Here is a 22,133-nt window from a genome sequence, read left to right on the forward strand (position 1 = left end):
GTTTGGGGATTCATCACCCCAGTTATAACCGGGAATTATTGCAACCTGGGTAAGGACAAATGCTCAAGTTTCGAGTATAGTTTAATCTGGGAAATACTCCCTTTTTTTGATAACGATAAATACTCGATTATATCCTAATTTTTGTCAAGAAAAACCTGGTACGTCTTCTGTGACCATGTTGAAATTGAAGGGAGTGAACCCGATAACACACCTAAGGATCAACAACAATCTAACTTAATTAAGATTAACTCTGACCAGACTGCTCCAATTCAGTTGCCTGGATATAACAAAACGTTTTATCTATCGGAGGCAATTATCACTGGTGGTCACTTTAGTTGGGCAGAGGCCACTAAAAATGGTACCCGCATTCCTACGGACAAAAGTATTGTGGAGGGCATTCTCAAAATTGCTGAGGTGATGGAGGAAGTTAGGGAATACTTTGGCAATCGCCCCATCGTAGTTAACTCTTGGTATCGCGACCCAGTAACCAATCGCAAAGTTGGTGGTGCTACACGCTCCCGTCATCTTTCTGGGGATGCTGTGGATTTTGTGGTTGAGGGGATATCGCCAATGTCGGTGAATAAACGCCTAGATTCCTGGTGGGGTTCCCGAGGTGGTCTAGCCAGTGGGAGTTGTTTCACCCATATTGATGCCCGAGGCCATCGGGTAAGGTGGAGGTATGGTTTTTGATATCCTCAGGTGCGACCCAAGGCCGCGAGCAATCCGTCGCGGCCTTGGAGGCGCGCACCTAAAGGATTTTATCTAGAATACCTGTGCTCTAAACCAAATTCCTCCCGATCTTTTGGTGACAGCTGATAAATGTTAGCTTTTTGCAACCACTTATATATAGCCTCCGACTTCTCCCACACGCTGACAGTGCCATTGCTTGAAGCAGTGAGGATTTTGGTGCCATCGGGAGAAAACACGGCAGAGTTCACAGCAGCAGGAGTAAGGTCTTTCATCTCCAGGATTAAGTTACCGTTTAAATGCCACAACTTGGCAGTTTTATCATCAGAAGCAGAGAGAATTGTTTTACCATCGGGAGAAAACACCGCTGAATTAACATCGGACATATGTCCTTTACCGGGGCCTCCTGCAAAGGTTCGGATCAGCTTTCCATTCAAATCCCACAGTTTTATGGTGTCATCTGCTGAAGCAGTGAGAATTGTTTTACCATCAGGGGAAAAGACGGCGGAATTAACAGCACCTTTATGTCCTTTAAAATCAGTAATTATTTCTCCGTTCAAGTTCCACAACTTCGCCATTTTATCCTTAGAAGCCGTAAGGATTTGCTGGCGGTTAGGAGATAGCACAGCGGAATTAACTACCCTCTTGTGTCCTTTGTATTCTGAGATTTCTATAAGTTCACTGCCACTAAAATCCCATAACTTGGCAGTGTGATCGTTAGAGGTAGTGAAAATTTGCTGGTCATCTTGGGAAAAGCTGGCCAATTTAGCACCACTGCTACCGAATATCCTTATGTTATTATAGTTATCATGTAAATTAATATCCATGATCAGGCGATGGCCATAGTTACCATTAGGGGAGAAAGCTGCTGTTACAGCACAGTTCTTCCCGATATCACAGTCATAAGGAAGTTGCTTGAGCAATTTTCCGCTCAGATCCCATGAATAAGGCTTTTTCTCGGTAGTGGCTATCAAGATTTTTTCGCCGTTAGGATAAAACACAGCATAATTCACAGGTGCTGAATGTGTAAAACTAGAATTAACTCGTTGTTTGGTGATATCCCATAACTTGACTGTCGAGTCATCAGAGGCAGTGATTATTGTGTTTCCATTGGGAGAAAACGCTGCAGTGGTAACCGATAATTGATGAGCGATTAAATTAGCGATAACATTTCCATCCAAATCCCAAATTTTGGCAGTATCATCATCACTAACGGTAATAATAGTCTTACCGTCTGGGGAAAACAAGGCTTTTTTTACTGGCTCTGAATGTCCCTTCAAGGTTTTAATTAATGTTCCATCCTTATCCCATAACTTAGCAGTGCCATCTTCAGAGGCGGTAATAATTTTATCACCGTCTTTGGAAAAGAAAGCTGAATTAACCCAACCGTTATGTCCCTTCAATAGTTTGATCAGCTCGCCATTTTGTTTCCACAACTTAGCTGTCTTATCTTTACTAGTAGTGATAATTTTAGTTCCGTCTGGAGAAAATACCGCAGAGGTAAGACCCCTATCCTGATTTAAAGTTGTGATCAAATTCCCATCCTTATCCCATAATTTGGCAGTTTTGTCCCGTGAAGCGGTGATAATTTTCTTACCATCAGGAGAAAAGACCGCAGAGACGACGATATCTTTGTGCCCCCTCAAGGTATTAATTAGTTTTCCTTTTTTATTCCATAATGTAGCCGTATTATCATCAGAAGCGGTGAGAATTGTCTGACCATCTGGGGAAAAGACGGCAGAATTAACCTGGCACTGACCATTGCGGACGCAATCATGCCTTTGTAAGGTATTGAGCAATTTGCCTTCCTTATCCCACAACTTAGCTGTTTTATCCTCTGAGGTAGTCACTATTGTGTTGCCATCGGTCGAAAATACAGCAGAATTAACCCTAGCAGAATGTCCGGCTAAGGTCTTGATTAGCTCCCCCTTGAGATTCCACAATTTTGCTGTGGTATCCTTTGAAGCGGTGAGAATTCTACTACCATCCGGCGAGAAGACTGCACTAGTCACATCCCTTTTATGTCCCATATTGGCATAGTAAAAAAAGGAGCGGTTATGAATTGCTGAATGGTAGACTCTATTCAGTACTTGTGAAACCTGAGGCCCTTGATTGTCAATCTTATAAGCCGCCTCGGCAAGGCGTAAAGCCATAGTAGGGTTTTTATGGTTTTCGGGTAAAGACTCCTTTGCTTCTGAGAGAAGATTGTTTATTACAGCAAGTTTAAGGTTATGGTTAGCCTCCTTCTTTTGTTTAATTTGATAGATAAGAGTGCCAACAGCCCCTACCAATGCTATAATGACTCCGACAATCAAGAATTTTTGTTGTCTAACTCTTTTCTTCTGTTCTGCTAGTCTTGCTTTCGCTTCCTTTGTACGTTCCTCCTGCAACCTTATAATTTCTGCTTGTCGCTGTTTTTCGGCTTCTTTTGCCGCTTCAATCCCGTTTTTACTGGCTTCAAAAAATTCCTTCTGTAAAGGAGTTGGGGGAGGATATTTATGATCTCGCTCAGCTTCCATAAACCAGTTTTGGGCAATGGAAAACTCAATCCCCCGCAACAGCAAGTCAAGAGTTTTGTGGTTTTTTTCCCATTCCAAGCAGCGCTGAGACAACTTGGTGTGGTTATGGACATGGTCTCGGTCAGTATCTAGGGTTCTGATCAATTCACTGAAATTGGTATTAAAATCTCCCCGATAATTTCTAAAGTCTATCCACTGTATCTTAGCTAATGCGGGATGTAACAGGTTTGCTGCTACTTCGTGATGTAATATGGTCACAAACCGTTTATTTAAACTCTGGGCGTATTCCACCTCATCTGCACAATAGGGTGAATTCACTGAGCGAGGGGAAATAATAAATAAAAAGTTGTCAGAATTTTCAATACCCCGATAGATTTCCTGCTGAAAATCACTTCCTGGAGGAATGCTTTCTTGGTCAAACCAAGTGCTTTTTCCCTGCATCTGGAGTGCCTCGTTTAACTGACGGGCAAAATCGGAATCTGCTCGGGAATAGGAGATAAACACCTCTAAAGAGGATGAGGTAATTTGAGCGCTACTTTCAGTAATAAATTCGTGATGAAGGGGTAGGGGAGGATGAAGGCTACGTTGCTGATTAAGAGTGAGCCAATTTTCATAATATCGCAAATTGTATCCCCCCAGTAAAATACTGGGATTACGATTTTGTTTTTTCCATTTAATCGCTTTTACTAATAAGGTCTTATGGTCTGAGTAGTAGCGCTCATCCTGATGCAATACCTTAATCAGTTTGTCAGCCTCAATGCGGTATTTTGCTTCATCCTTATAGGTAGTAAAATCCAGAAATTGTAGCCCTCTGATCTGGGGAGGAATGCCCTCTAGTTCTGTGGATTCAATCAAGAGGGGAATAATTCGTTTGTTGTTGTCCAAGGCGTGGGTGATTTCTTGCTGACAATAGTCTGATGTCACGGAAGCAGGTGAAATTAAGTAGACCAGGTTATCAGCTCCCTCAATCCCTTGATTGATTACGTCTTGGAATCGGGTACCGGTTTGAATATCGGTCTTATTCGTCCAAACCGTTAAACTTTGCCGCATTAAAGTTTTAGCAATTTTCTGCATCACCGGCTTATCTTGATCGGCGTAGCAGATCAACACGTGGGTCAGAAGGTTATTGGCATTCTTGGTGCTTTCACAAATCAACTCACAGTGTAGGTCTGTAGGAACACAAGGAGGTTGCTGATCATCAAACCTAACCTTTAGCCAAGATTGAGCCTGTTGTCGCTCTTCTCCAATTAACAAGTAGTTAGTTTTTTTGTGATGTCTAGACCACTCCAATGCCTTGACTAAAATTTCTGTATGTTGTCTGACGTAATCACTTTGATGGTGGATTACCTGGAGTAACCCAGCCAAGGATTTTTCAAAATCATCTGTATTATCTTGGAAAAAGACCCAGTTAATTTTTTGGATAATTGGATGCATCTTATCCCAACAATCCTTAGGTTCAACATGGAGTAGAGGGATGATGCGTTTGTTGAGTTTAACAGCGAGTTGAATCTCTTTGAGACAATAGGCAGATTTTACTGAATGGGGAGCAATGATAAACAAGAAGTTATGGGATTTTTCAATGCCATCATCAATTTGATTTTGGAAGTCTACACCCAGAGGAATATCCTGTTGGTCAAACCAGATGCTGAAACCAAGTTCGGTTAATCGTTGGTGTAGTTTGGTAGCAAATGCTTTGCTATCTTTTCGTCCGTAGGAGATGAAGGCATCGAAAAAAGTCTTCATAGAAGTTGGGTAGTGAAGTAGGGATTCAATATAACTATTTGAGAGGAACTTGGGCTCACAAGTCTCGGAACCTATAGTTATACAATTCCCTAACATTCTACTAACGTAACAGTTTTACCATTAGCTGGTCAGCACTCAGCAGTCAACCGATAGTAGCGATCGCAGCAATCAAGGTTAGCTTATCTAAAATCTTCTTTTCCTCAAGACCACCCAGCACGTCTGGCAGATAAGTCTGAACATCTTTGAGGGATTACCAGGATTACCCCCTCTGAGGGGGTAATCATTTGGGAATTGGCTGGCTTATCGAATCGCTGCCTGTTGTAATTGTTCGTTGAGTTGTGACTCAGCCATACCTGGGTTTTGAGTTGGGTTTTGAGTTGGATTTTGAGATGGGAACTCTGTTTCCTCCCTGGCATGTTTCTGCTCTTGCTGAACCTCGCTGATGTATCCTTCTACATCTTTTTTAATCAGCGCCTCGACACGGGAGGAAAACTGGCTAAATGCCTGGGTGTGGTTTTCTAGACGTTGGTAAGGTCCACTTAACTGAAGAAATTGCCAGCCTTCTATCTTCATGGCTTCTGCGCTGTTGCGATACTGAGTGTAGTGTTTGCCAGATTGAAATAGCTCTTCTAAAGCGGCGCTAATTGCCACTATCTGACTCATTGCAAAGGCAGTCCAACCCAGAGCTACTCTGATTTGACCGTTGCTGCTGTTGATACCGACTAAAGCGGGAACAATTACCCCTCCGATAATGGTCAACAGTCGCAGGGTATAATAGCGGTTGCGACACTGATTTGCTCGCTTGTCTAACCACAACACTTGGTCGAGCCAGCGAGCTTTGATAAACCGCTTCTGCAAATCCGATAGATCAATCCCATCAATCAACCCACCCATCTCTTCTTTAAATTTTTCCTGATAAGACCGTTTTTTTACCATGATTGACTCGTCCTGTTTACTTGAGAGGATTCCCCAAAGCCCTTGCGCGTAGCGCTATACATGTATGGATTTTTTTTGGGGATTCATTACTCCAGTTATAACCGGGAATTATTGCAACCTGGGTAAGGACAAATTATCAAGTTTAGAGTATAGTTTAATCGGGGAAATAATACCCTTTTTTTTCATAGTGGTCATGGGAATTTGGCGGAAGCGAGCCAAGCAGCTTGTATTGGAAATTTTTAGAAAAAAAAGGCAGTAGCAATCTCTATAAGTGTGAGGATTTAGCTATTTGCTAAAGTACTTTAAGCTGTTGCGCATTTAAATTGGGTATTATTCAGTTATAAAAAAACCGTCAAACCCTCTCCCCAGCTCCCCAGCTCCCCAGCTCCCCAGCTCCCCAGCTCCCCAGCTGTCAGAACCATCAAATTTAAATGAAGACCAGCTTACTCTCCTCCGGATACTTGATCAAGGCCACTTTCCAAGAGGTCGAGCATTTCTGTTAGCCATTTTCTAGCACTTTCTTCAGTTTCAAAATGGCGATTGGCATAGTCACCCACATCTTTCCAGGGAAAGGAGCGAGAAGCCAAAGCAACCCGTCCTTCGGTAATTATGGTACGATGCCACTTGGCAAGTTCTGGATTGTTGCAGCCAAGAACTACCTCTTCATCACTTTTACCTTCAAAATCAGCTTCAGCAAACTCCCCAGCAAGAAAACTGTAGAGATTTTCGTAGTTAGGTTTTTGGCTCATGGGTAGATTTTTGGTGTATAGTTAATTGGTAATGTTGAGTAATGACTGAAGATTGGAGAATTAGAGACTGAAGATTAAATAAATACAAGATATTATAGTTTAAGCAAGGGTCAGTCTAAACTATAAAATCTACACTATAAAATCTACAATCCCCTGAGCAGTTATCTAGCGGGATATGACGTAAGAAGTAAGCAATCTCCCTTTGCTGTTTTTTTCATAACCGCACGCAACTTTCTACTATTAGAAATATTGCTCAGAGAAGGAGAACGGCTAGCCACACGACCAACTACTTCCCTAGCCCTATAGTTAACAGCTCGCTTCTCACCTCTAGCAGCATCAAGAACCCAACTATTTAATCTATTCCGGTTGGCTCTCAAAGCAGCTTGAATATTAGTGGCAGCAGTTCCCAAATCGCTATAGGTGCTAGCTGCGCTGATTCTGGGAGCATTAATTAATCGGTCCACTAGTTGTTGATCACTTTTACCAACATGGCGATCAATAGTGTGACCACCAAGGTACTCCTGTCGTTGTAACCAGTTCGAGGGAAAATTACTCGGCACGCATTGCGCAGAAGCTGATTGACTCAGGTAGAAACTCTGTACAAGAGTCAAAACAGCCAATAGTCCAGCACTCTTGGCTAGGGATTTTTTCCAATGGGTAAGCATCTTAAATAATGTCTGTTTTTACCTACTATTCCCAGCAGCTTTTTGATTGTAACATCCTGAGCGACTGCATCAAGACAATGAAAGGAGGGTCAATGGGCGACTGACTGTATCAGGGATGAGCTCATTGCCCTCAAAGCTGTATAGAGTAAACTTTTGATGATCATATATTAATTTTGGTTAAGTCAACCTATGTCTAATCAAGAAATTCGGCCAGAAGGGCAACCGTTAATCGATCGCTCTATAGAGGAGAAAACTAAGGACTTTTTGGAGATAGGGAGAATTGCTGGTCTTAATACAACATCCGATTGTGCAGGTGCTGATCTCAGCGGTGCTAATTTGAGTAGTGTTAACCTCAGCCGTGTCAATTTGAGTGGTGCTAACCTTAGCCTTGCTAAACTCAATGGCGCTAATTTATTTGGTGCTAATTTATTGGGAGCTAACTTGTTCGGGACTGACCTGAATGAGGCTAATCTTAGTGATGCTAATCTTAGTGATGCTAATCTCAGCGAGGCTATCCTCAGTCGTGCTATTCTCAGCAGCACCAATCTCAGGGGTACTCTGGTCAGCAATGCTAACTTTAGCTATGCTATCCTGAGTAATGCCAACCTCAGCCATGCTATCTTGAGTAATGCTAATCTGAGTTATGCTAATCTATTTGGTGCTAACCTCAGCGAAGCGAATCTATTTGGTGCTACCTTAAGTTGCGCTACTTTGAATTATGCCATTTTTAACAATGCTAATTTGAGTTACAGCAACTTCAGTTATGCCTCGATGGACTATACAGTACTGAGTGGTGCTAACCTCAGATGTGCTATCTTGGGGGAGACTAACTTGAGTAAAGTCAATCTGAGTGATGCTAAATTAGAGAAAGCCCGGTTGGTCAATAATTTAGGAATTTCTGAAGAGATGAAGCTTGACTTGAAACAAAGGGGAGCAATTTTTGAAGATTCCCATGATAATGGTTTGACAATTTTGAATCGTTAAAGACAAGGGAACAGGGAATAAGGCAATAGGCAAGAGGCAAGAGGCAATAGGCATGCTAGCAAGAGGCATGCTAGCAAGAGGCATGCTAGCAATAGGCATGCTAGCAATAGGCAATAGGCATGCTAGCAATAGGCATGCTAGCAATAGGCATGCTAGCAATAGGCAATAGGCATGCTAGCAATAGGCAATAGGCATGCTAGCAATAGGCATGCTAGCAAGAGTTAATCAAGTATATAGGTATTTTGGGTAACTCTTCCCGATTCCCAATTCCCGATTCCCGATTCCCGATTCCCGATTCCCGATTCCCGATTCCCGATTCCCGATTCCCGATTCCCGATTCCCTGTTCCCGATTCCCTATTCCCTGTTCCCTTTATCTATCAATCCTATGTTTACATCTCAAATAAAAATACTATATAAGTTAAGTTCTGATTATGTCTGAATTTACTCCAAAAGAATGGGGTAAAATCCGAGAAACTTTGGCTGACGATCCCACTAAGTATGGATTGCCTAAACGGGAATATGGCTCGGTGGTATTGGGGTCATTTAATATCAGAAAACTGGGTTCGGTAACTAACCGCAGTCCTCAAACCTGGGATTTTTTGGCTCATGTGTGTAAGCACTTTGACTTGCTGGCTATCCAAGAAATCATGGATAACCTGAGTGGTTTCCAGGAGTTGAAGGGGCGGATGGGGTCAGAGTTTGGTACGATTGTGTCTGATCGAACTGGGGTGTTTCCTAATGAACCAGGATTAGGGGAAAGACTGGGATTTATATATAATTTGTCGATGGTTCAGCGGGGTGAAGTGGTCTCAGATATTTCTTTTGACCGTACTAAGGTTTTAGAAACCTTGGCTCGTAACTATGATCAGATCAATCAGGCTATTTTACCCTATGTTGAATATCTAAAAGAACTGGATCAGTGGAACTCAAATCAGTTAGTAAAACGCCCGAAGAAGCCGAATGTTAGGATGCCAGTGTTTCTAACCTTTGCTCGCCAACCGTTCTGTGTTAGCTTTAGAATTGTTGGTCATCCTGGTACTAACCCCTATGAGTTTATGGCGGTTAATGCTCATCTGTATTTTGGTGACTATATCTCAGATCGCCGTCAGGAATTTGATGCACTGATGGCATGGATATTAGGACGGTTTATCCAACATGATCGAGCTTATTATCCCAATTTTATCTTATTAGGGGATCTGAATCTAGATTTTGATAATCCTACTACAGACCGTGACCGGATTGAAAAGCATATCAAGATGTTTAATGCTAAGGTTAGAGGGGAAGCAAATGTTAATTTTCCGTTCTTAGACCCCCATCCACAGACAAACCAAGTCTTGCGCACTAATGCTAGATTTACGGAAACCTTTGACCAAATTGGTTTGTTTAATTGGGATCAGCGTCTTCCTACTTATAAGGAACATTCCTCTATGGGTGAAAACCCACGAGGACCGGATTATGGTGTTTTTAATTTTGTTGAATTGTTTAGTGATGCCTTATACAACCGAGGGGTTAGTGAGTTATCAGTATCCCAGAAGAAGGCATTTTTTCGACGGTTTGAACATGAGGTAAGTGACCATTTACCGTTGTGGTTACGACTGCCGTTGCCGGATTGAAGTTACTGATCATTTGGCTAGTTTGGTTAATCAATGCTTGTAAACAGCAGATCTTATCTTCAGCAAACTGCCCTTTGGTAAGTTCAGGGGTAATGTTAATGGCAAAATCAACAATATGACTAGCGATTTCTGGGGGTAAATCACCTAAGGATAGCGCTATCAAAAGAAAAGCGATTCGGCTTCGCCGACGCTACGCGATCGCACAAACCCATAACAATAGCGCTATCAAAAGAAAAGCGATTCGGCTTCGCCGACGCTACGCGATCGCACAAACCAATAACAATAGCGCTAGAGGATGAGATGCGAACGCACAAACCAATAACAATAGCGCTAGAGGATGAGATGCGATTCGGCTTCGCCGACGCTACGCGATCGCATGCATGATTGGGGCAATGGACAAAATTTTGATGAGGAAGATGACTATAAATTTGCCATTATCCTAGCTGTTAAGGGTTGAGTATTAACAGTCAACTGTCAACCCTCAACCCTTAACACTCAACCGTCAACTTTCAACTTTAAACTTTCAACTTTAAACTCTCAAAACTCTTCTAAACGTTTTGAGAGGATCCCTTCTTTTTCCGCAGCAGCAAGCTAGCACCGAGCACACTTAACCCTAAAATAGTAGCAGGCTCGGGAACTTTACCCACTTTAGTGTAGGTGACACTACCGTCTCCAGAACCGAGAAAGAAATCACCATAGTTGACACTCCCCGGTCATTAGACGCGGGGATTCTTCGCTCAATGACCCGACTTGCTGAACCTGGCCGGAACCAAGAACAGTAGAGGTCAGATCTCCCGAAGCGTTCGGATCGATGATCCAGGTTCCGGTGTGCCCCACCGTACCCAAGGCTCTTTTATTACGGTCGATGCCTGGTATTACCCAGGGCACCTCCGCTCCAAAGCCGTGCGTGAAACTTTCGCCTCACACGGCTCCTAAGTTCTCTCAACCTTTCGGCTTGTCAATAGACTTGCTCCAGTGAATCTGTTGGTGACAACTTCGGTGGACGGCCATTAGGTTGTCTTTTTTCCAGTTGTCATGATTTCCATCAATGTGGTGGAGTTCAACTCTTTCTTCATCAATGAATTTCATTCCACAGTATCCACAGGAATGGTTTTGCTCAGTCAGTGCCTTGGATGTATGATTGTCGTAGAGTCCATTATTCCGTTGACTCCAATATACTAAGTCTCCGTCATAAGGGGACTTGGTACCTTTGACCATCGTGTGTCCGAAAAGTTTTGTCTTCACTTTTGGGAATGCCTTATTGCATAGTTCATTTGATTGGTATCGGCTCACTTTCTTTTCCTTTCGGAATTTTCTGTTTGCTGCTTCTCTCATGAACCATAGGCTATCCCGAGAATCACTCATATCACACCATTTGTGATATTTTCGCCATCCTCTTACAATGGGAGCCAACTTTTTGGCCTTGACTTTTGATCCATAATTCGAGCTGTTGACTACGGTTTTAATCTTCTCGCGTATTTTCCTATGATTGTCCACTGAGGGCTTACAATGGAATTTTCCGTTTTTCTTGACTCGCATTTCCCAGCCAAGGAAGTCAAATCCGTCTGTCGCCTTGGTTATCTTGGTCTTTTCTTGACTGATTTCGAGACCCCGTTCTTCTAAGAATCTTTCCACCTTTTGGAGGACTTTTTCTGCTTTATCTTTTGGTTTTAAGAAGATAATCATGTCATCCGCATATCGGACTGATGGGTGTATCTTCTCTATTCCGTCAAGTGCGATATTGGCGCTTTTGTGGGCTGACTACTCCTCCTTGGGGAGTTCCTTGTTCAGGGAATTCCGGGCAGATGCCAGCTTTTAAGCATTTAAAGACCCCTGTCTTTATTTGCGCTGGGGCTAACAACCTATCCATGATGGACTTGTGAGAGATGTGGTCAAAGCACTTCTTGATGTCTAGTTCGATAACCCTTTTTGTGATGCCTTTCTTTTTTGAGTTTAAATGTTCAAACACATATTTTTGTGCATCATGCGCATTTCGTCCAGTCCTAAACCCGTAACTCCGAGCGTGAAAGTTCGTTTCGTGCGCAGGTTCTAAGGCATATTTAACTAGACATTGCCAGGCTCTATCGGCGATGGTTGGTATTTTTAGAATTCGGATTTTCCCATTCTTTTTAGGGATTGGTACTTCTCTAAGTCCGCTATGAACCCAGGTGAGGCCATGGTGGTTCAATTGTTCTACCAATTCAATTCGCTCTCGGTAATTCAGGCTTTCTTTTCCGTCAATACCGGCAGTGCGTTTTCCCTGATTTAATTGAGTCACTTGGCGGACTGCCAAAAGTTGAGCTGAACGGGACTTCATTATCAGTTTTTGTAGAGACCGAGCTTTCCTCCAGTCGCCAGCTTGAACCGCTTTGTATATTCTTCTTTGTAGGCGGAATAAGTTTTGGCGGAGTTTTTTCCACTTTTGGCTTTTCCATAGTTCGCTATGTTCTACCATGCGTCTAACCATACTCTACTCTTGTTGAATATATTCTGAGAACCCGTGCCCAGTTTTGAGCACATCTTACCCGACAGTGGGGATTAAGTTTGGCATAACTTACCGAAGGTTCGACCGGCCTTCAGACCCATGGTTTTGCTGTCGTTTTTACTCGTTCCATCTATCAGATTGTTTTGACGATTTAGGGTAGTCCAATTTGCCTATCCTCTTCTCGGAGATTACAACTGTCATCCTAAAACGTTGTGAGAATAGAGGATGAAGTCGCACATGGTTGTTCAGGTTGTGGCTTATCAATTAGACACTTTTATAGGACTACTTTTACCCATGTCGCCTCCCTGTTAGCGCCAGTGTTGCTACCTGCTTGTGGTCAACTGATTGCGCCCTGTTGCCAGCGTCACTCTGCGGAGTTGCCGCCCGCTCGGTGTGGCCAGATAAGGAGTCACATGTCTCCGCATGGGGTGGGTTTTCACCACCATCCGACAGATAGTTAGGATTTTGGGTTTTGCCCCGCGAATCCCCCTAGTCATACCCTTCTCTACTACGAGAAGCTCCTACTAGGAACGAGCCGCACTAGGATATTGATTGCAGCATTGTGGTCTCGATCTAATTTGCAACCACATTTACAGACGTGAGTCCTAGTTGATAGGGACTTCTTGACTGTTTCACCACACTCTGAGCAGTTCTGGCTTGTGTAGGCAGGATTTACCGCAACGGTGACCCTGCCAAATTTCTTGCCAAAGTGCTCTAACCATTTCCTGAATTGATACCAACCTGCATCGTTAATAGATTTGGCGAGACAGTGATTTTTGACTAAGTTCTTCACTCTTAAATCTTGCCTTACGGCACGCTGCGCGAACGTAAGCGACCAGGTCGTTAGACCGGATTACGCAACGTGCCAGTCTCTTGGCATGTTCTATGCGCTACGCGCAGGCTACGCCAACACGCTGCCTACTTATTTTAAGATGCTGCCTGCCTAATCTATTAACGGCTTTTCTCCGATTGGATGAGCCTTTCTTTTTCCGGGAAACCCGGCGTTGATAAAACTTTAAGCGTTTCTCCCCTTTTCTATAGAATCGGGGATTAGGTTCAGAATTACCATCAGAATCAGTGTAAAACTCTTTTAGTCCAATATCTAATCCGATAGTTGTTCTAGATGGTTCTAACTCTTCATTTACATCAACAGAGATGCAGAATTGAACGTAGTAGCCATCAGCTCTCTTGACTATGCGAACTCTTTTAATTTGCTTCTTGTCAAAGAGCCATAAATCCCAGGTACCCTTGAGCTTTAGTTTTCCTATCCCTTTTTTGTCGCTGAAGGTGATTGACTTCTTGTCAGGGGACAATTTCCATCCTGACTGCTTATATTCAACCGTTCGCGCAGCGTCGGCTTTGCCGAATCTACAATGCTTTTGAAAACGAGGAAAACCCTTCTTTCCTGGAACCTTTTTCTTGCAATTTTCAAAGAAGCGAGAAATTGATGACCATGCCCTTTCAGCCGCAGCCTGTCGGGCAGTCGAATTCAACTCATTAGCAAAGGGAAACTCTTTAGCTAATATCTTGGAGTACTTGCTAAGGTCGTATTTCCCTGTCCCTTTGTTGTCCATCCATAAACGAATGCAGCTATTCCGGATGAATTTAACTGTCCGAATTGCCTCGTCCATGGCTTGGTATTGAATAGGTTTGCCGTATGCTTTGAACTCTAAAATAATCATCATAAATCGAACGATTATGTTATTATTTTATAATAATGCTTTTAGCGTAAATTTTCAAGTTATAGTGGATATATTTTCACGGCTAATAAAGTCGCTACCTGGCTTTCATCCCCGGTTTAAAAACACGGGGCTTTCAGCCTGGAGCAGTCCCGTAAAATACCCCTGATAAGAGTTGCCAGCCAAATTCCCTGTCTCTACATCTACGGTAAAATCATATTTGATAGTTGCAGCAGAGACAAGTTGGGTTGGCATTACAGCTAGACCCAAAGCCACACTAGCGGCTGCCAAAACCCCTGATTTATGGAAGAGATCAGCCATTATAAAATTCTCCTTATTTCAACCTGGTAGAGCGTCTTGAATCAAGCGCTAGTCTTTTAAAACTCTATTAATCTATCTTTAGATAAAGAGGTTAATATTAGTTTAATTGTGAACAAATTCATGATTAGTTTAAGAGCTGACAGTAGACTTTCACAAAAAATTGAGAACCTAGTAATTTATTAACCAATTCTTAACTTAAGATTAACTTTTTGTTGGACTTACTTTCATGATTTACTCCTAGACTATTTAGCGCGCTATCCAACAACATTGGACAACACTGTGTGTTTACCGTCGCTCCTAATGGCGACCTCTTCCTCTGTGAAGATGGTTCAGCAAACCCAATTCATCGTCAGAGTTACCTGACGGGGTGACAAACAACCTTAAAAGCCTTACTGGGTGTGGGGTGTGGGGTGATGGGTGTAGGGGAAGATCAGGAGCTGGCGGAGTTGCGACGGGACGGTTGAATCAGGTATATGACCGATTGTTATCGCACCGGGTCACTCCAAATCCCCTTCTATTTTCCCCACACCCCACACCCCACCCCCCACACCCTGTCTAGTTTTTAGCCTTGTTGTCACCCCCTCAGCAGAGTTACTCAGGAAGGTCAGCTCTACAAGTTCGGTGCTAACGCCCTCAATACCAGTGAGTTTGGTGGAGCCTGCTTCTCGCGTCTACGGTCGTTACTGGTTTGTCAATATCCAAACCCCTGGTATCACCTTTGCTATCACCGGCTCTTGGAACAGACGAATCCCCTAGTACTCTGTCAATTGAGTTATGAGGCTTAGGGCAAGGTTAATGGTGTTAGTTAATGGTCTTGGGTTAATGGTTTTGGTACAATCCCTAAATGTAAACTTTTGTAAACAAAATCCTCTCTTTGCGTAATCTTGTTGATTTCCGTCTGATAAATAGATAGAGTTTGGCTCTCGCTTAGCTGTTAAAACTAGAGCCAAAAAACTAGATCAAAAAAAGGTTGTTATGGGAGATAAAATGTCTATAGTAATGTTGGTAATTTATCAGATACAATCATTGGGAAAAACTAGGTAAGCCTAGGTAGGTAAGCCTAGGTTTTGTGAAAGTAAAAAAAAGGTAAAGTTATATATAAAGATTAGATAAAGATTTATAGTATTACCTTGAGCTCTCACCCCAATATCAAACAATGGCAATACCAATCAATCGAAAACTGCTATAGTCAATAAGCACCAAGGTGTTTGGGAAAGTAAAACTGGAAATTCATCAAGACAAACTGTTTAATTTAGTTGAATTTAGTGGGGTAAAAATCATGCAAACTGGCGTTAGAACTTTATCGGCTTGGAGGAAGTTGAGAAAGGGTGAAATTAACTGTGAAACAGCCCTTAAACTCTTGGTTAACCCACAAGGAGAACTAAACGTTAACCTGCTGGATCGGGAAGTCAGCTCCCGGTTCTTTAAGCCATTCCCCAATCGCCAAGATTTACCTCCGGTGATTCCGCTGCTACTGTGGCGCAACTGTTATTACCTGGGTACCCCAGTCCAGTTATCCCCAGAGCAGCTCAAAAAATTAAGCGATCGCACTTTCACCCAAATCAAAATTATTCCCATTGCACCGAAAAGCTACAAGCGATGGTACCACACCGCAAACAATGATGCCAAATCTATCAGTTCCGTAGCCTTTGTCAATCCCCTTACTGGTGAGGTGGAACAAGAAGACATTACCGAAACCACAGAATTGTATCTTTCCCAAGCGGCTGACCAGATTGAGCGGATTAAAACCATTATCTCTGGAGCTCTGCGTAACCGCGCCAGTGATATTCACCTGGAACCGATGACTGATGGCTTAAGAGTCCGCTATCGCATTGACGGGATTCTTAGGGATATAACTACCTTACCCTCTGACTTGGGACGAGCAGTGGTGGTTGCTCTCAAAGTCATGTCTGATATGGACATTGCTGAAAGCCGCCGTCCTCAAGATGGTCGGATTGGGGAAAACTATGCTACTGGCCAGGAGGCAGAACTTGGGTTAGATCTGCGGGTGAGTACCCTCCCTTGTGTGGGGGGGGAGAAAGCAGTGATTCGCTTATTACCAAGAGAAAACCCCTTTTCTGGCTTGGAAGAGTTAGGCTTTTCTGACCAAGAGCTTAAAATCTATAAAGGTTGGTTGCAGCAACCCCAAGGAATGGTTATTATCACCGGTCCGACTGGTTCTGGTAAAACTAGTACGCTATATAATTCCCTGCAAGGGTTAGCGACCGAACATGTGAATGTAGTAACGGTGGAAGACCCAGTGGAGTATGTCTTACCCCGGATTACCCAGACCCAAGTGAATGAGGCAGCCGGGATGACCTTTGCGGCAGGGATGAGGGCAATTTTACGCCAAGACCCGGACATCATTATGGTGGGGGAAATTCGGGATGCTGAAACCGCTGAAACAGGGATTCGAGCTGCTTTGACCGGTCACTTAGTATTGACCACTCTCCACACCAATGATGCGGTCAGTGCTATTCCTCGTATTAAAGATATTGGTCCGGAACCGGGTTTAATCAGTGATGCCCTATTGGGAATAGTGGCACAGCGTTTGGTGCGCAAAATCTGTCCCCACTGTCAAGAACCTTACACCCCGACTTCTGAAGATTTGCGGAAGCTGAGTTTGACGCCAGAGGAAGCTAATCTCAAAGGTTGGCGCAAAGGAAAGGGTTGCGCCAAGTGCTACAATTCCGGCTATTTAGGACGGGAAGCCATTGTAGAGTTACTGGATGTAGATGATACCGTGCGGCAGTTGATTTATGAGGGAACCATGACTCAGTTGCACCGTTACCTGGATAAAATCAGTTTTTATTCCTTCCGCAAGGCAGCCATTGAAAAGGTAACCAAAGGGGTAACCACCCTAACAGAAATCTTACGAGTTCTACCCCACAGTGCTTTGTCCTGTAAGTCTCACGGTCAATTGGACAAGCCAAGAGCTGCTAAAGTGAAATCCCTAGATGAGATGGCTCCAAAAAGGAGATATGGTTGATTGGCAACATTGCTGGGTAGGGAGTAGGGAGTAGGGAGTAGGGAGTAGGGAGTAGGGAAAGAGAGGGAAGTGTGGGAGGTGTGGGAGGTGTGGGGAGATGGGGAGATGGGGAGATGGGGAGATGGGGAGTCAGAACCCAAACCACTCGGGCTTTGTATCAAGACAGGGGTTGCGAAAATTGAATGTAGTTCATTAATATGAGCACCGCCATACCAATAGCAAAAGATCTGCTGTAGGACTTACGCAAAAGTGCAAAAGTCCTGAATGTGCGAATATAAACAAGGATATTTAATTTTTATGCCATGGTGCCAGTGGGCAGATTGTCTAGCTCAACCACACTCCTAAACCCACTGAATTGGTGGGATTCACCATTCCACCAGAGAGTCAATTCAGTTAGTTGCATATTACTGGGGGAACTAATCAAAAGAGATTTCTACTGTGAAAGTAGAGACAGTTGGAAATCCGCAGATAATGTTTGACTTAACCTTTACTCGTAATTTAAGCGCTACACTAATTGTTGTGACTCTGCTTAGCATGAGTTTATCTACCGTGCGTCATCATCCCCAAACCATGACGAAACAAAAACGATTCACTCCAATTGGAAACGCGATGAGAATGGGTTTAGTCATCAAGGGTCAACAACTTCGCTACCGCTAATCGGGTGCATCTCAATATTTGTGAAAAAGAAGGGGAAGTGTGGGAAGTGTGGGAAGTTTGGGGACATGGGTAGATGGGGAGATGGGGAGATAGGAAGAGATTCAATTTGTAAACGGATGCTACCAGATTTTAGATTAGAGTCTTGTTTTGCGATCGCTTAATTCTTCTTGCTCTTATAGCAGTTTTCAAATAGCTACACCGTAAGCATTCAGCATTCAGCATTCAGCATTCAGCCTTTGGCTGAATGCTTACCTACCGTGGTATTTTGATACCGTCGTCTAGAATGTGTTTACGTGAATCAATGACTTACGCATCTTAACAACGGTTCGTTCCATATCTACTAAACTTTCTAGAGTCAAAACAATATCATCAGCAACTCCGAGAATTTTTGCTGCTTCTTTTACTTTGGCTCTCTCTGCGTCAGCATAAACCCCATCAGCTGATGACATCTTAATGGCATGATATACCAATTCGTTTGCTACTGACAAAGTTTCAACATCAACTTTTTTTATATCGGGCAACAGCTCTTGTAGGTTAGCATTTTTGTAATCAAAAGACTTGTAGAGTCCAACAACCTCTTCAGGGGCACCAAATCTCTTTTGGTGATTGATTAACCACTCCATTTCTGCGTCAGAAACCTCTCCATCACCTCCGGCAATAGCTAACAAAGCGTAACCATAGTTGACCATAGCTTGGACTGAGGCTGAACTAAGTCCGTACTCATCTTGAGCAAAAGATGAAAGAGTTTGCATTTTATCGTCAGTCATATATTTTATCCTGTTTTAACGTTACAGCTGGTTAACTCTAAAAATTTTATTTTTGATGGGAGAATATTGCAAGTGTCTAATTCAGGTAAAGGTAGCAAAGCTGAAACGAGCGATGTGCCACAAAGGCTGAAAGAATAGCTGGATAAAGCTTTCAGCTCAAAAATTTCCTGTAAGGATTAAGGCGCGGGAGAGAGGGGATTAGCAGGCAGGGCAGGGTACTTGACCCCTCACTTGAAAACTGCTATTGCGGTTATCATGTTCATGAGGTACACAGGATTTTTGCTCTCTTACCTATTCCCTAAAATCCAGGATTTTGTCCATCACCTCATTGAGAACTACTATATGATTAACCGAAATTAAGATAAGATGATCGATTTTAAGGTTTTTGAACAAGCACGCCAAAAACATCCCCGCTCTGAAGCTATGCCATTTATGGCTGAGCTGAGACAACAGATGCGTTCGCATCAGCCTTATCAAGGATTAAGACTATTACATCATATCCACTTGACCAGAGAAACTGTATTTAAAGTTGAACCGTTGCTGTTGGCTGGTGCGGAGCTTACCGTGTCTTGCCCTAATTTTATCAAGCCTAACCCAGAAGCGGTAGAAATTTTGCTCACTGCTAATGTTGAGGTTAATCTGGAAGGTAATTTTGACGATAACTATGATATTTGTTTAGATCTTTATGGAGAGTTACCCACACTACTCACCCCTCGCCAGGGAGTGGTAGAGCTAACTAAACTGGATAACGATATCTATCAATCCTTAGATATTCCCTATCCATTGATTTCTGTGGATGACAGTTCCTTAAAAAATATCGAAACGTTCTATGGCACTAGTAAAGCATTTGTCAAAGCCTTCCACCAGTTAACTAACGAGTCATTAGTGGATAAAAACTTGGTAATCTTTGGTTGTGGAAAAGTTGGAAAAGGACTAGTTAATGAATTATTAGGCTTAACCAAGGAGCTGGTGATCGTCGAGAAAAATCCTAAGATTTTGGAACAGCTGAAGGCTAGAGGAATCAAAGGGTTACAGGCTGAGAACCTGGATGGAATTAGGGCAGCACTCAATGAGGCTTTTTGTGTTGTGACCTGTACGGGAGTTAATGGAGTACTTTCTCAGGAGTATGACTTAGACAAGGAAGATTTTAGTGGTAAGTATCTTGCCAACATTGGCGCAGAAGATGAATTTGGTGATAACTTCTCAGAGGCAGAAGTGCTTTTCAAAAAAGCTCCGATCAATTTTTCCTTAGCGGAACCTACTCCAGTTGAGACTCTCGACCCAGTCTTCTATGCCCATAACATAGCGATTGACTTAATTTTATCGAAGGAATTGGAACCCGGTTACCATTCATTTCCTAGTCATCTTGCCCAGGAAATAATAGAGAAATGGGGAAACTATCATGATCAAGATATAGCATTTTTAAGGGAGTAGGGAGTAGGGAGTCGGGAGTCGGGAGTAGGGAGTCGGGAATCGGGAGTAGGGAGTAGGGAGTAGGGAGTAGGGAGTAGGGAGTCGGGAACGTAAGCATTCAGCTGACGGCTGTTCGCGTAGCGTGAGCTAAAAGCTCACGGCTGACGGCTGAATGCTTACCTATAGTCTTTTAAGAATTAATCCCGCTATCACCAGTTGCGATAATGTTCATAGTCCCAACACTCTCCCTGTTCCCAACTTCTTCCCGTTGCTTCACAGTTGTAGGAGTCATTAATCCAAGGAATACTGGTTGGATGGGCTGCAAAAATTTTATTTTTAACAATAAAGTTATCATTTTTATTAGGTGTTGTTGAATGATTTATATCTTTGATAAATAAGGATGATGGTAATAAGCCAAATAGTGATGATTTAATGCTTAAAAATGAAAGACTCAATACTAAGCTTGAAGTAAGGTTGATCACTAAGATTTTTTTTGGTTTAGTTTTAGTTTTAAAATTGCGATCACCTGGAAGTTGATAAATAGATTTATAAACCATAAATAATAGTTTAGGTTTTTTTCTTTGAAATCAGCGTAGCAATTATCGGTTTGCCAACAGGTTTGCGTTAATGTTTAACTTCTGTATGTTATGTATAACTTTTGTTGACGTTTGACCCTTGAAAGTAATCACCATAAGCATTTCAGTGATTCCACTTACAGATAATGGCAAAATGGCAAAATTGTGAAATGGATAGATGGGAAGATGAGATGTAAGCATTCAGCTATCAGCTATCAGCTATCAGCGGTCAGCGATTAGCGCTACTTGAGGTGCCATTGGCCGTAGGCCAGACTAAGGGAACAGCTTTTGAATAAAATAAGCTGACGGCTGATAGCGGTAGGCTGAATGCTTACAGTAAAACGAGCAGGGATTTTCAACCAGCCCTACCAGCACCTCCGATGCTTGTTTACTACCTCCCGTTGATTAGCTGACTGCTGACTGCTGATGGCTGAATGCTTACTTTTTCAGTTATTAATGAACTGGAAAAAACAATGGGACAGCTTCAGCTTTACCAATGGGCTTTGGAGGGACAAGAACCAGAACGACAGTTTCCCCCCTTTTTTAAGGGGGGTTAGGGGGGATCTATTGTTTTTAGCTATCAGTCAAACAAGTTATCTTCGGCATTTCCAAACAACAATTTTTCAGCTAGCTGTCGAGAGGAATAAAATTAACTTATTAGTTTATGAACCCGAGCAAGAGGCTATTGTTCAGTAAGCATTCAGCTATCAGCTATCAGCTATCAGCTATCAGCTATCAGCTATCAGCTATCAGCTATCAGTTTATGGGCGCTTGGGCAAGCTACACCCAATAGCTTTTGAATAAGCGATGCAGTGGCCTCACGGGGAGGCAGCGCGGTCTTGGGGGTTTCCCCCACTCGCTATTGCCGTGGTTTCCCCCACTCGCGCTTGGGATCAAGACAACAGGTAAGCATTAGTTTAATCTGAGTAAAGTCACAGCGTCGAAGTCTATGCCACAAAGCACCTCAAGCAGCGTGAGCTAAAGGCTGACGGCTGACGGCTGACGGCTGACGGCTGACGGCTGAATGCTTACATTGTTCAATGGATCACTCACTAAACTATGCCGATATTCTGAAATCTTGCAAGAGGAAACTCGCGCCCAACCGAGTATACAAGCGATTCGGCTTTATCCTGTTTGCGATACCGAGACCGGTCACTTCCTAGTTCTGGCTACTGGCTGGGATAAGCAAGGCTGGATTAACTCGATTTTGTTTCACGCTCGCTTGGTTGATGGCCAAGTCGTTATTGAAGAAGATAACTTTGAGGAAGGGTTGGCCTCGGCTCTTATTGCCGCTGGTATCCCCGCAGAACATATTATCACTGGTCTTGATTACCAACTGATGCAGTAGTT

21 protein-coding genes and 2 pseudogenes are annotated in these 22,133 nt (G+C 43.0%); 8 read left to right on the plus strand and 15 right to left on the minus strand.

The window, feature by feature from the left end; genetic code table 11:
* Positions 1-141: 141 nt before the first annotated feature.
* Positions 142-690: a D-Ala-D-Ala carboxypeptidase family metallohydrolase gene (locus F6J90_RS06575; RefSeq protein ID WP_293091648.1), complete on the plus strand. Its 549-nt coding sequence runs from the start codon at positions 142-144 to the stop codon at positions 688-690.
* A 68-nt stretch (positions 691-758) separates the two neighbouring features.
* Here the strand turns inward: F6J90_RS06575 and F6J90_RS06580 are convergent, their stop codons facing one another.
* The 4 genes from F6J90_RS06580 to F6J90_RS06595 all read right to left on the minus strand — a co-directional run bounded on the left by F6J90_RS06580 (position 759) and on the right by F6J90_RS06595 (position 7,299).
* On the minus strand, positions 759-4,949 hold the full coding sequence (locus F6J90_RS06580; RefSeq protein WP_293091649.1) for a TIR domain-containing protein: 4,191 nt from the start codon (positions 4,947-4,949) through the stop codon (positions 759-761).
* A gap of 300 nt (positions 4,950-5,249) precedes the next feature.
* Positions 5,250-5,885: a DUF4231 domain-containing protein gene (locus F6J90_RS06585; protein ID WP_293091650.1), complete on the minus strand. Its 636-nt coding sequence runs from the start codon at positions 5,883-5,885 to the stop codon at positions 5,250-5,252.
* A 443-nt stretch (positions 5,886-6,328) separates the two neighbouring features.
* Positions 6,329-6,634, minus strand: coding sequence for a hypothetical protein (locus F6J90_RS06590; RefSeq protein WP_293091651.1), 306 nt, complete (start codon positions 6,632-6,634; stop codon positions 6,329-6,331).
* 161 nt (positions 6,635-6,795) lie between these two features.
* Positions 6,796-7,299, minus strand: a complete 504-nt coding sequence (locus F6J90_RS06595) for an RNase A-like domain-containing protein (RefSeq protein WP_293091652.1) — start codon at positions 7,297-7,299, stop codon at positions 6,796-6,798.
* 189 nt (positions 7,300-7,488) lie between these two features.
* On the opposite strand from F6J90_RS06595, the gene F6J90_RS06600 reads away from it, so the two are divergent.
* From F6J90_RS06600 to F6J90_RS06610, 3 genes are all read left to right on the plus strand, one after another.
* A complete protein-coding gene (locus F6J90_RS06600; protein WP_293091653.1) occupies positions 7,489-8,283 on the plus strand; it encodes a pentapeptide repeat-containing protein in 795 nt (264 codons plus the stop codon).
* Between the two features lie 242 nt (positions 8,284-8,525).
* Positions 8,526-8,723 carry a hypothetical protein gene (locus F6J90_RS06605; RefSeq protein WP_293091654.1) on the plus strand — a complete coding sequence of 66 codons (198 nt, stop codon included), beginning with the start codon at positions 8,526-8,528 and terminating at the stop codon, positions 8,721-8,723.
* Positions 8,716-9,897, plus strand: coding sequence for an endonuclease/exonuclease/phosphatase (locus F6J90_RS06610; protein ID WP_293091655.1), 1,182 nt, complete (start codon positions 8,716-8,718; stop codon positions 9,895-9,897). The genes F6J90_RS06605 and F6J90_RS06610 overlap by 8 nt, the downstream gene beginning before the upstream one ends.
* 548 nt (positions 9,898-10,445) lie before the next feature.
* Here the strand turns inward: F6J90_RS06610 and F6J90_RS43465 are convergent.
* From F6J90_RS43465 to F6J90_RS06630, 6 genes and pseudogenes are all read right to left on the minus strand, one after another.
* Positions 10,446-10,544 carry a PEP-CTERM sorting domain-containing protein gene (locus F6J90_RS43465; RefSeq protein ID WP_366513699.1) on the minus strand — a complete coding sequence of 33 codons (99 nt, stop codon included), beginning with the start codon at positions 10,542-10,544 and terminating at the stop codon, positions 10,446-10,448.
* 43 nt (positions 10,545-10,587) lie between these two features.
* A pseudogene (locus F6J90_RS06615) lies at positions 10,588-10,752 on the minus strand (transposase); the annotation flags it as partial.
* 87 nt (positions 10,753-10,839) lie between these two features.
* Positions 10,840-11,583, minus strand: coding sequence for a reverse transcriptase domain-containing protein (locus F6J90_RS43470; protein ID WP_366513700.1), 744 nt, complete (start codon positions 11,581-11,583; stop codon positions 10,840-10,842).
* Between the two features lie 43 nt (positions 11,584-11,626).
* Positions 11,627-12,364, minus strand: coding sequence for a reverse transcriptase N-terminal domain-containing protein (locus tag F6J90_RS43475; RefSeq protein WP_366513701.1), 738 nt, complete (start codon positions 12,362-12,364; stop codon positions 11,627-11,629).
* A 526-nt stretch (positions 12,365-12,890) separates the two neighbouring features.
* Positions 12,891-14,064, minus strand: a pseudogene (locus F6J90_RS06625) (transposase).
* A 105-nt stretch (positions 14,065-14,169) separates the two neighbouring features.
* Positions 14,170-14,382 (minus strand): hypothetical protein, encoded by a 213-nt coding sequence (locus tag F6J90_RS06630; protein ID WP_293091656.1) that lies wholly within the window; start codon positions 14,380-14,382, stop codon positions 14,170-14,172.
* Positions 14,383-15,661: 1,279 nt separating this feature from the next.
* Between F6J90_RS06630 and F6J90_RS06635 the strand changes: the two genes are divergently transcribed.
* The gene (locus F6J90_RS06635) at positions 15,662-17,371 is read left to right on the plus strand and encodes a GspE/PulE family protein (RefSeq protein WP_293091657.1); all 1,710 of its coding nucleotides are present in this window, start codon (positions 15,662-15,664) and stop codon (positions 17,369-17,371) included.
* Here F6J90_RS06635 and F6J90_RS06640 read toward each other — a convergent pair.
* From F6J90_RS06640 to F6J90_RS06650, 3 genes are all read right to left on the minus strand, one after another.
* Positions 17,322-17,516, minus strand: a complete 195-nt coding sequence (locus F6J90_RS06640; RefSeq protein WP_293091658.1) for a hypothetical protein — start codon at positions 17,514-17,516, stop codon at positions 17,322-17,324. The genes F6J90_RS06635 and F6J90_RS06640 overlap by 50 nt on opposite strands.
* A 150-nt stretch (positions 17,517-17,666) precedes the next feature.
* Positions 17,667-17,795, minus strand: a complete 129-nt coding sequence (locus F6J90_RS06645; protein WP_293091659.1) for a hypothetical protein — start codon at positions 17,793-17,795, stop codon at positions 17,667-17,669.
* 511 nt (positions 17,796-18,306) lie between these two features.
* On the minus strand, positions 18,307-18,795 hold the full coding sequence (locus F6J90_RS06650; RefSeq protein ID WP_293091660.1) for a hypothetical protein: 489 nt from the start codon (positions 18,793-18,795) through the stop codon (positions 18,307-18,309).
* Between the two features lie 366 nt (positions 18,796-19,161).
* Here F6J90_RS06650 and F6J90_RS06655 point away from each other — a divergent pair, with 366 nt between their 5' ends.
* Complete coding sequence (locus F6J90_RS06655) at positions 19,162-20,229, plus strand: NAD-binding protein (RefSeq protein WP_293091661.1); 1,068 nt, start codon at positions 19,162-19,164, stop codon at positions 20,227-20,229.
* On the opposite strand, the gene F6J90_RS06660 is transcribed toward F6J90_RS06655, so the two are convergent.
* Together F6J90_RS06660 and F6J90_RS06665 are read right to left on the minus strand one after the other, a co-directional pair.
* Positions 20,153-20,326 carry a hypothetical protein gene (locus tag F6J90_RS06660; RefSeq protein WP_293091662.1) on the minus strand — a complete coding sequence of 58 codons (174 nt, stop codon included), beginning with the start codon at positions 20,324-20,326 and terminating at the stop codon, positions 20,153-20,155. The two genes, F6J90_RS06655 and F6J90_RS06660, sit on opposite strands and share 77 nt — an antisense overlap.
* 91 nt (positions 20,327-20,417) lie before the next feature.
* Positions 20,418-20,765: a hypothetical protein gene (locus tag F6J90_RS06665; RefSeq protein ID WP_293091663.1), complete on the minus strand. Its 348-nt coding sequence runs from the start codon at positions 20,763-20,765 to the stop codon at positions 20,418-20,420.
* Positions 20,766-21,239: 474 nt separating this feature from the next.
* Between F6J90_RS06665 and F6J90_RS06670 the strand changes: the two genes are divergently transcribed.
* The gene (locus F6J90_RS06670; protein WP_293091664.1) at positions 21,240-21,479 is read left to right on the plus strand and encodes an element excision factor XisH family protein; all 240 of its coding nucleotides are present in this window, start codon (positions 21,240-21,242) and stop codon (positions 21,477-21,479) included.
* 328 nt (positions 21,480-21,807) lie between these two features.
* On the plus strand, positions 21,808-22,131 hold the full coding sequence (locus F6J90_RS06675) for an element excision factor XisI family protein (RefSeq protein WP_293091665.1): 324 nt from the start codon (positions 21,808-21,810) through the stop codon (positions 22,129-22,131).
* Positions 22,132-22,133: the final 2 nt, after the last annotated feature.

Origin of the sequence: Moorena sp. SIOASIH (genome assembly GCF_010671925.1) — a bacterium.
GTDB lineage: Bacteria > Cyanobacteriota > Cyanobacteriia > Cyanobacteriales > Coleofasciculaceae > Moorena.

Excerpts from the sequence above, each read along its gene's own strand:
- F6J90_RS06580 (WP_293091649.1), bottom strand. The coding sequence starts at position 4,949 with ATGAAGACTTTTTTCGATGCCTTCATCTCCTACGGACGAAAAGATAGC.
- F6J90_RS06585 (WP_293091650.1), bottom strand. The coding sequence starts at position 5,885 with ATGGTAAAAAAACGGTCTTATCAGGAAAAATTTAAAGAAGAGATGGGT.
- F6J90_RS06590 (WP_293091651.1), bottom strand. The coding sequence starts at position 6,634 with ATGAGCCAAAAACCTAACTACGAAAATCTCTACAGTTTTCTTGCTGGG.
- F6J90_RS06595 (WP_293091652.1), bottom strand. The coding sequence starts at position 7,299 with ATGCTTACCCATTGGAAAAAATCCCTAGCCAAGAGTGCTGGACTATTG.
- F6J90_RS06600 (WP_293091653.1), top strand. The coding sequence starts at position 7,489 with ATGTCTAATCAAGAAATTCGGCCAGAAGGGCAACCGTTAATCGATCGC.
- F6J90_RS06610 (WP_293091655.1), top strand. The coding sequence starts at position 8,716 with ATGTCTGAATTTACTCCAAAAGAATGGGGTAAAATCCGAGAAACTTTG.
- F6J90_RS43470 (WP_366513700.1), bottom strand. The coding sequence starts at position 11,583 with ATGATTATCTTCTTAAAACCAAAAGATAAAGCAGAAAAAGTCCTCCAA.
- F6J90_RS43475 (WP_366513701.1), bottom strand. The coding sequence starts at position 12,364 with ATGGTTAGACGCATGGTAGAACATAGCGAACTATGGAAAAGCCAAAAG.
- F6J90_RS06630 (WP_293091656.1), bottom strand. The coding sequence starts at position 14,382 with ATGGCTGATCTCTTCCATAAATCAGGGGTTTTGGCAGCCGCTAGTGTG.
- F6J90_RS06635 (WP_293091657.1), top strand. The coding sequence starts at position 15,662 with ATGCAAACTGGCGTTAGAACTTTATCGGCTTGGAGGAAGTTGAGAAAG.
- F6J90_RS06650 (WP_293091660.1), bottom strand. The coding sequence starts at position 18,795 with ATGACTGACGATAAAATGCAAACTCTTTCATCTTTTGCTCAAGATGAG.
- F6J90_RS06655 (WP_293091661.1), top strand. The coding sequence starts at position 19,162 with ATGATCGATTTTAAGGTTTTTGAACAAGCACGCCAAAAACATCCCCGC.
- F6J90_RS06660 (WP_293091662.1), bottom strand. The coding sequence starts at position 20,326 with ATGCTTACGTTCCCGACTCCCTACTCCCTACTCCCTACTCCCTACTCC.
- F6J90_RS06665 (WP_293091663.1), bottom strand. The coding sequence starts at position 20,765 with ATGGTTTATAAATCTATTTATCAACTTCCAGGTGATCGCAATTTTAAA.
- F6J90_RS06670 (WP_293091664.1), top strand. The coding sequence starts at position 21,240 with ATGAACTGGAAAAAACAATGGGACAGCTTCAGCTTTACCAATGGGCTT.
- F6J90_RS06675 (WP_293091665.1), top strand. The coding sequence starts at position 21,808 with ATGCTTACATTGTTCAATGGATCACTCACTAAACTATGCCGATATTCT.